The sequence below is a fragment of the Anabaena sp. AL09 genome, from assembly GCF_001672255.1.
In the GTDB taxonomy this organism is placed as follows: Bacteria; Cyanobacteriota; Cyanobacteriia; order Cyanobacteriales; family Nostocaceae; genus Dolichospermum; species Dolichospermum lemmermannii.
Window position 1 is genome coordinate 1 of the sequence record NZ_LJOQ01000036.1, and the last position, 6,390, is coordinate 6,390.

General features: G+C 38.3%; 6 protein-coding genes and 1 pseudogene. 6 read left to right on the top strand and 1 reads right to left on the bottom strand.

The window, feature by feature from the left end:
* Nucleotides 1-84: 84 nt before the first annotated feature.
* A pseudogene (locus AN490_RS06020) lies at nt 85-288 on the bottom strand (pentapeptide repeat-containing protein); the annotation flags it as partial.
* 154 nt (nt 289-442) lie between these two features.
* Here AN490_RS06020 and AN490_RS06025 point away from each other — a divergent pair.
* The 6 genes from AN490_RS06025 (at nt 443) to AN490_RS06050 (ending at nt 6,283) form a co-directional block, all read left to right on the top strand.
* Complete coding sequence (locus AN490_RS06025) at nt 443-919, top strand: DUF29 domain-containing protein (RefSeq protein ID WP_300000878.1); 477 nt, start codon at nt 443-445, stop codon at nt 917-919.
* Nucleotides 920-1,012: 93 nt separating this feature from the next.
* Entirely contained in the window at nt 1,013-1,843 is an 831-nt protein-coding gene (locus AN490_RS06030; RefSeq protein WP_300000880.1) for a DUF4351 domain-containing protein, read from the top strand.
* Between the two features lie 135 nt (nt 1,844-1,978).
* Complete coding sequence (locus tag AN490_RS06035; RefSeq protein ID WP_168652361.1) at nt 1,979-2,440, top strand: DUF29 domain-containing protein; 462 nt, start codon at nt 1,979-1,981, stop codon at nt 2,438-2,440.
* Between the two features lie 185 nt (nt 2,441-2,625).
* Nucleotides 2,626-3,882, top strand: coding sequence for a VWA domain-containing protein (locus tag AN490_RS06040; protein ID WP_300000883.1), 1,257 nt, complete (start codon nt 2,626-2,628; stop codon nt 3,880-3,882).
* Nucleotides 3,879-5,159 (top strand): VWA domain-containing protein, encoded by a 1,281-nt coding sequence (locus AN490_RS06045; protein ID WP_300000885.1) that lies wholly within the window; start codon nt 3,879-3,881, stop codon nt 5,157-5,159. Before AN490_RS06040 ends, AN490_RS06045 begins: the two co-directional genes overlap by 4 nt.
* Nucleotides 5,160-5,815: 656 nt before the next feature.
* Nucleotides 5,816-6,283: a helix-turn-helix domain-containing protein gene (locus AN490_RS06050; protein WP_148764774.1), complete on the top strand. Its 468-nt coding sequence runs from the start codon at nt 5,816-5,818 to the stop codon at nt 6,281-6,283.
* Nucleotides 6,284-6,390 lie beyond the last annotated feature (107 nt).

A 6,390-nucleotide genomic window follows, 5' to 3' on the forward strand; every position in this document is an offset into this window, starting at 1 on the left:
AAAGATATTACTAAGGTTCATTGTAGTGACGGATATAGCTACGTTTGACTACGGAAAACTACAATTTTATGAGATTAAATGCAGAGACAGTATTAATGTAGCTAAGAACAAACCAATGACCCAACGTTTCTGTAGTCCAGCCTTAGCACCTGTAAAGTCAGCGTCTTTAAGGATAGCATTAGTAAAATTTGCTCCTCTAATATCAGCTTTGCTAAAATTAGCATCTGTCAGGTTTTGACCTTTAAAAGAGCGCCCTCGGAGATTTTGACCGGAATAGTCTAGCGGCATAATTGCGTCAGCAAGAGATTATCTATTAGATTTTATACTGATTTGTGGGTATTATTCCCAGTTTTGGTTAAATTTTATTAAATATGGCTTTTCATAATCCAGGTAAATATTTTTAAACTAAATTAAAATAAGAATTAACTTTTGCAGGAGGATTATGAACAATCAACTCTATGAACGAGATTTTAATGTTTGGCGAGAAACTATCATTAAAAAAATCAAACAACAAGATTTTAATGATATTGATTGGGAACATTTGCTTTTAGAATTAGAAGATATGGGGAAATCAGAAAAACGGTCATTTTTGAGTAATTTAACTATCTTAATTGCTCACTTACTCAAGTTAACCGTTCAAGCTGATGCTCCCGAAATGATGAAAGGAAGTTGGTATAGTTCTGTTACTGAAAATCGTTTTCGAGTTAGAAAAGATTTAGAAGAAAATCCTTCTTTTAAAAATTATCTCCATGAAGTTATTTTTATTGCTTATGCTGATGCTCGTAAATTGGCAATCAAAGAAAGTAAAAATGCTAAATTTGGTGTCAGAAAACCAGATGAAACCGAATATCCTCTTGATTTTCCTTTTACTCTAGAACAGTTATTAGATGAAGATTTTTATGGGGAGTTAGGGGGGTGATATCCAATTGTTTTCTAAATCATCAACCCAAGGATCAGTATATATGTAAGAATCTGGTAAATAACAATTACCAGATTCAAGGAAAAAAATAACTTGTCCTACGATAACACTTGTAAGTACCTAGCGGAAACCTATCCTCAAGATTTTGCCAGATGGTTACTAGCTGGTGAAGTATCAGAGGTGGAAATCTTGAAAACCGAACTTCATCTTGAACCCATACGCGCTGACGCGGTGATTTTCCTCAAAGTCGGTAATAAAATCTTACATTTAGAGTTCCAAACTACACCGAAATCGAAAACACCCCTTGATTTTCGGATGCTTGACTACTACACTCGCTTAAAACGTCAATATGGCTGTGAAATTGAGCAAGTCATGATTTTTTTGCAAGCCACAACTTCCGAAATGGTGTTTAATAGTCAATATGTAGACACCAACACTATCCACAAATATAGAGTTATACGGATGTGGGAAGAGGAAGCAGCGTTACTACTTGCTAACCCCGCACTATTACCATTAGCAACTTTAGCAAAAAGCGACTCACCCGAAAATCTTTTAACCCAAGTTGCTGCTGCTGTAAATACAATTGAATCCAAGAAAGCACGGGATAATATTTCCGTTTGTACACAGCTTTTAGCCGGGTTAAGATTTAATAGAAATCTACTTAATCAACTGTTTCAGGAGGACATTATGGAAGAATCTTGGGTTTATCAGGATATTCTGCAAAAAGGTGAGCAAAAAGGCAAAAGAAGAGAAGCAATAGAATTGATTCTCCGTATGTTAAAACGCCGCTTTGGGAATATTCCAGCCAGAATAGAACAGCAACTTCCTAATTTGGGATTAACTCAACTGGAAGATTTAGCCGAAGAATTATTAGATTTTTCGCAAATAGATGATTTGGTTAAATATATGGCGAATATTTCCTAACAACAAAAACCATTATTATCCTCGTTCCCTGGTTCTGCCGGGGAATGCTATATTTAGCATCAAGGTGAATTATGAAGAAAGAGAAACAATAGAATGATTTACTGATAGGATTATTGCAGGAGGTTAGAAATCATTATGACAACACATCAACCAACAGTCATTACCAATGATAATCTTTACGACCAAGATTTTTATCTGTGGATAGAAACAATATCTAAACAATTAAAAGCAGGGAAATTTGCAGAAATTGATTTAGCAAATCTGATAGAAGAAATTGAAAGCATGGGAAAAAGTGAAAAACGGGAGTTAAAGAGCCGTTTAATTGTGCTATTAATGCACTTACTAAAATGGCAATATCAACCTGAAAAACGTAGTGAAAGCTGGCGCAGTACGATTACAGAGCAACGTATTTGTATTGAATTATTATTAGAAGATAGTCCTAGTTTGCAACCTCTATTTATAGAAATATTTGCAGATTGTTATGAAAAAGCTCGTTTAAAAGCATCTGAAGAAACAGGAATTAAATTAAACTTCTTTCCTAAAGAATCTCCTTTTACTTTAGCAGAAACCCTGAAAAATTACTTTTTGAATAATTAAATTCTATCAATTTTCATGTTTATTTGTTCATATTTCAGTCTCTGTTTTAGGGAAAGTTAAGGCTTTTATTCCAGTGATTCTCAGCCTGTGACTCCTAAATTAACTTATTTTCCGTAGTATAGAGGATGCGGTTTGAAGTTATCTGTAAAATTGTATCTGTCTAAACTAGATAGGAAATTGAAATTATGAAAGTTAATTTACAACTAGCGCTTAATGATGCTGGTATAGATGCAAATCAAACTAGCACTCAACGTCAATTAGTAGTTTCCGTTTCTGCTGGTGGTGAAACTATAGATCGGACTGTACCCTTGAACTTATGCTTAATTCTCGATCATAGCGGTTCAATGCAAGGAAAATCCCTGGAAACTGTGAAAAATGCCGCTTGTTTATTAGTAGATCGTTTGACTCCTGAAGATCGTCTCAGTGTAGTTGTTTTTGACCACCGTGCCAAGGTTTTAGTCCCCAATCAGTTAATTACAGATCGCCAACAGATTAAAAAGCAAATTAAACAACTCACCGCTGATGGGGGAACTGCTATTGATGAGGGTTTACGGTTGGGAATTGAGGAGTTAGCCAAAGGTAAACAAGATACCGTTTCCCAAGCATTTTTACTGACTGATGGGGAAAATGAACATGGTGATAACGATCGCTGTTTGAAATTTGCCCAATTAGCCGCCAGCTATAATTTAACTCTGAATACATTGGGATTTGGTGACAATTGGAATGATAAGGTTTTAGAAAAAATCGCTGATGCTGGTATGGGTACATTGTCTTATATTCAACATCCAGATCAGGCTGTATCGGAATTTGGTCGCTTATTTAGTCGAATGCAAACAGTGGGGTTGACTAACGCTCAACTATTATTATCTTTAATGCCTAATGTCCGACTGGCAGAACTCAAACCCATTGCCCAAGTTTCCCCAGATACCATTGAGTTACCAGTACAACCCGAAAGCGATGGACAGTTAGTAGTGAGACTGGGCGATTTAATGAAAGACGAGAAACGGGTAGTTTTAGTTAATATTTATGTGGGACAGTTGCCAGAAGGTAAACAGGCGATCGCTAATGTTCAAGTCCGCTCCGATGACCCCGCCGCTAACCAAATCGGGCTACACTCCCCCAATCTACCAATTTATGCTCATGTCACCAGGGAATACCAACCAGCACCAAATCCCCAGGTACAACAGTCGGTTTTAGCTTTAGCCAAATATCGCCAAACCCAGTTAGCCGAAACGAAATTACAGCAGGGTGATCGGGCTGGTGCAGCGACGATGTTACAAACGGCGGCGAAAACTGCTTTGCAAATGGGTGATACTAGTGCGGCAACGGTATTGCAAGTTTCCGCCACCCGCCTACAAGCTGGGGAAGAGTTATCAGAAAGCGATCGCAAAAAAACCAGAATTGTCTCAAAAACTGTTTTGCAAGATGCTTCCCCCCAATGAAAGTTCAACTAACATCGGCTCTAAATGATACCAACGTTGATGCTGCCCAACAAAGCAATCAACGTCAACTTTCAATTTCCATTTCCGCCATTCCGTCTGAACTTGAACAAAATTTACCCTTAAATCTCTGCTTGATTCTCGATCAAAGTGGTTCTATGTCCGGTGAACCCATGAATATCGTCATTCAAGCAGTTGAACAATTATTGGATCAATTAAAAGCTGGTGACAGGATATCCGTTATCGGTTTTGCTGGCTCGTCTGGGGTCATTATCCCCAACCAAATCGTCCAAGATATTGAAAGCATCAAAACCCAACTCAAAGCCAAGCTGAAGGCTGGTGGTGGTACTGTCATTGCCGAAGGTTTATCTCTCGGCATTACAGAACTACTCAAAGGCACAAAAGGCGCGGTTTCCCAAGCCTTCTTACTGACAGATGGCCATGGGGATAACGGTTTACAGATTTGGAAATGGCAAATTGGACCAAATGACAATAAACGGTGTTTGCAACTTGCCCAAAAAGCCGCCAAACTCAATCTGACAATTAACACTCTGGGTTTTGGTGATGACTGGAATCCAGATTTATTAGAAAAAATTGCTGATGCTGGGGGTGGGACTCTCGCTTATATCGAGAACCCGGAACAAGCTGTAACTCAATTTGCGCGGCTGTTTCGACGGGTGCAGTCAGTGGGATTAACAAATGCCCATTTACTTCTATCCTTAGTGCCGGTTGTGCGTCTCGCGGAACTCAAACCAGTCGCCCAAGTTGCGCCAGATACTATTGAATTACCAGTAGAAACCGATGCTAATGGGACTTTAATGGTGCGGTTAGGGGACTTGATGAAAGATACCGAACGGGTAGTTTTAGCGAATATTTATCTGGGACAATTGCCAGAAGGGAAACAAGTTATTGGTCATATCCAAATTCGCTATGATGACCCATCGCTGAATAAACAGGGTTTACTTTCTCCTTTAGTGCCAATATATGCTAATTTTACGAAAAGTTATGAACCTGCTCTCAATTCCCAGGTGCTAAACTCGATTCTGCTTTTGGCTAAATATCGGCAAACTCAATTGGCTGAGGCAAAATTAGAATTAGGCGATCGCCTTGGTGCTGTTACAATGTTACAAACTGCTGCTAATACCGCCTTACAAATCGGTGATACCTGTGCAGCCACCGTGTTACAAGTTTCGGCAACTCGCTTACAAGCAGGTGAAGAACTATCGGAAGCTGACCGCAAAAAGACAAGAATGGCATCCAAGACAGTTTTGAAAGAATAGCTGTAGGGTAGGTCTTTCGGCCTACCCTATCAAATTTTTAGTAAAAAACCAAGATAGACATCGGCAATATCACATTTGGAGAAATTTGTACACATCTTATAGGAAGATGAATAAGAATAATATAAGGTTTAAAGTAGCTATATATGGTAAACACCTGGTATATATAAAGGCTTGGCTAACCCCCAGGTCTTTTTCGTATTTAAAGTAGTTGGTAAAATTTTATGAATTCCTATTTATGATGTCAATATGTGTTATTGCCATGATATATCACATTTAGAGGAATTTGTACACATTCCATAGGAAGATGCTATGTGGCTAGATTAGCACTAAATTAATTATGTACGTTGTTAAGCACAGCAATTATGGAGGTTTGGTAATATGACCAAACCTTTTTTTTCGCTTCAACCAAAAATTAACATCAATCCAACCTACGAATTAAGGATTTTTTCAATGTGGTAAAGGTATTGTTGTATAGCGTGACAATACTTAGTCATGAAATTATTTTTGACTATTAAAGTAACTGTTATAGGGCTACACTGAAGCCAATAGATTTTTGATAATACATACAAATCATTTGTTACTATGTACTGTAATTAAAAATATCCATCTGGAAACCCACGTCAGATACCAAATACATTAATCAAAATAACAGTCCTATGGGATGCCGACTAAGAGTTGTTTTAACTGATCAAGAAAAGTTAACGCTAGAAGAGTTAAGAAGGTCTAAAGACGCTCCTCAACGAACAAAAGATCGCGCTCAAGTTCTACTGTTGAACGCTAGGGGATTAAAAAACGAGGAAATTGCTCAAGGTTTAAACTGGGCAGTTTCTACAGTCCGTCAAACCTTACACCGTTGGGAAAAGATGAGTTTAGCAGGATTATGGGATGCTCCAGGTCGAGGAGGAAAACCGCGTTATTCAGAAAATGATTTAGAGTATCTAGAAAACTGTCTAATTGAAGAACCCCAAACTTACAACTCTAAACAACTAGCCAAAAAACTAGCATCTGAGCGACAAGTTTACTTGAGTGCTGACCGACTTCGCAGAGTCCTTAAAGCCAGAGGCAAAGTCATCAAGTCATCAATACACGCAGAGAGCAGGGGGCAGGGAGCAGGGGAAAATTGACAACTGACCACTGACAACTGTACGGGCGAAGCATTTGGAGAACTATTTTTGGCAATGAGCGATAATTTATCTTCCAAATGCTTACTGTACGGGCGAAGCATTTGGAG